This window comes from Vibrio sp. MED222 (assembly GCF_000153005.1).
Lineage (GTDB): Bacteria > Pseudomonadota > Gammaproteobacteria > Enterobacterales > Vibrionaceae > Vibrio > Vibrio tasmaniensis_A.
Genome location: NZ_CH902608.1, coordinates 692,925 through 694,572 on the forward strand (window position 1 = coordinate 692,925; position 1,648 = coordinate 694,572).

The window sequence follows — 1,648 nt, forward strand, 5'->3', positions numbered from 1 at the left end:
GTGCGAGCAAGGCAATCAAAATGATGCCTGATAATAAATAAGCTTGCGTTTTTAATTTCATATTTCCCCGTGCAGCGATCTAATAATAAGTATGGTGTATCATTCACGAATCTTAAGCTAAGTCGTGTAGTGCAGGTATCAGAAAGGTATCAAAACATGATGAAGATTAAATTTACGAAGAAAAAAAAGTCCCCAAAAGAACATTTTTCGCTGTCAAATGAATAAACAGAGGTAAGAGCAATTACTCTATTGGGGGTGGCGAATGTAGTCTATTTACTCGAAGATCAAGATTTAATGTTGAACTGATGTGTTATTGAATGGCGTTAACTTTTATTCAAACGAAAAAAAGCCAAGTCTCTCGACTTGGCTTTCTTGAATGTGGCTCCCCTTGCAAGACTTGAACTTGCGACATACGGATTAACAGTCCGCCGTTCTACCAACTGAACTAAAGGGGAATTACTTGTCTCAACATCAGATCTATAAAGACCACTATTTGTTAAGAAGCAAATAATGGTGCCTCGAGGCGGAATCGAACCACCGACACGCGGATTTTCAATCCGCTGCTCTACCGACTGAGCTATCGAGGCAAAAGAATGGTGCCGACTACCGGAGTCGAACTGGTGACCTACTGATTACAAGTCAGTTGCTCTACCTACTGAGCTAAGTCGGCACACTAAATTCTTTGCTTTAGAGAGTAAACTCTCTAATTTAAAACCTCATATAAAATGAAGTTCTTGAAAATGGCTCCCCTTGCAAGACTTGAACTTGCGACATACGGATTAACAGTCCGCCGTTCTACCAACTGAACTAAAGGGGAATTACTTGTCTCAACATCAGGTCTCTAAAGACCATTATTTGTTAAGTACCAAATAATGGTGCCTCGAGGCGGAATCGAACCACCGACACGCGGATTTTCAATCCGCTGCTCTACCGACTGAGCTATCGAGGCAAAAGAATGGTGCCGACTACCGGAGTCGAACTGGTGACCTACTGATTACAAGTCAGTTGCTCTACCTACTGAGCTAAGTCGGCACACTAAATTCTTTATGCTTTTGTCCGTGTTGCTACTCCCTGTTAAAGAGTGTTGACACCAACAAATCAAATTGTGGTGCCCGGAGGCGGAATCGAACCACCGACACGAGGATTTTCAATCCTCTGCTCTACCGACTGAGCTATCCGGGCAACGGAGCGCTATTAAACGGATTTTCTGCATAACCGTCAACACCTTTTTTGAAAATAACTAAAAAAAACGTTCGTTAGTTGTTTTTTTATTCAAAAGTGAGGCTTACGTTTTACCTTGGTTAAAATCTTTCTTGAATTTTGTTACTTTCTCTAAGTATCGGCGCGACTCTTTATTGGGATGTTTCTTTGTTAGTGCCCAGTAAGCTTGACTCGGTTGCAATGAATTTAAGTCACGCATTGCTCGCTTTCTATCCTTACTGAAAGTATTGAGCACGCCACCAGTGCCGCCGTTGTATGCAGAGATCATACTGTACTCAAGCGTGGTTGGGTGTTTTACGTCTTTTAAATAACGATTTTTAAGGATGTAAAAGTATGCGGTGCCTGCATCAATGTTGTTTTCTGGATTGAATAAGTACTCAGGACTTGGTTCTCCAGGTTTCTTTTTAACGAGCTTAAAGACATCTCG

1 protein-coding gene and 7 tRNA genes are annotated in these 1,648 nt (G+C 41.5%); all 8 read right to left on the reverse strand.

Translation table 11 applies throughout. The features are described from left to right. Window positions 1-379: 379 nt before the first annotated feature. A tRNA-Asn gene (locus MED222_RS07505) sits at window positions 380-455 on the reverse strand. Window positions 456-511: 56 nt separating this feature from the next. Beyond that, a tRNA-Phe gene (locus MED222_RS07500) sits at window positions 512-587 on the reverse strand. Window positions 588-594: 7 nt separating this feature from the next. Then, window positions 595-670 (reverse strand) — tRNA-Thr (locus MED222_RS07495). A 71-nt stretch (window positions 671-741) separates the two neighbouring features. Then, window positions 742-817, reverse strand: a tRNA-Asn gene (locus tag MED222_RS07490). A 56-nt stretch (window positions 818-873) separates the two neighbouring features. Next, a tRNA-Phe gene (locus MED222_RS07485) sits at window positions 874-949 on the reverse strand. 7 nt (window positions 950-956) lie between these two features. After that, window positions 957-1,032: transfer RNA gene (locus MED222_RS07480), tRNA-Thr, on the reverse strand. A 74-nt stretch (window positions 1,033-1,106) separates the two neighbouring features. Then, a tRNA-Phe gene (locus MED222_RS07475) sits at window positions 1,107-1,182 on the reverse strand. Between the two features lie 103 nt (window positions 1,183-1,285). Next, window positions 1,286-1,648, reverse strand: a 363-nt coding sequence (locus MED222_RS07470) for a transglycosylase SLT domain-containing protein (protein WP_009847712.1), incomplete at its 5' end; no start/stop codon positions are given.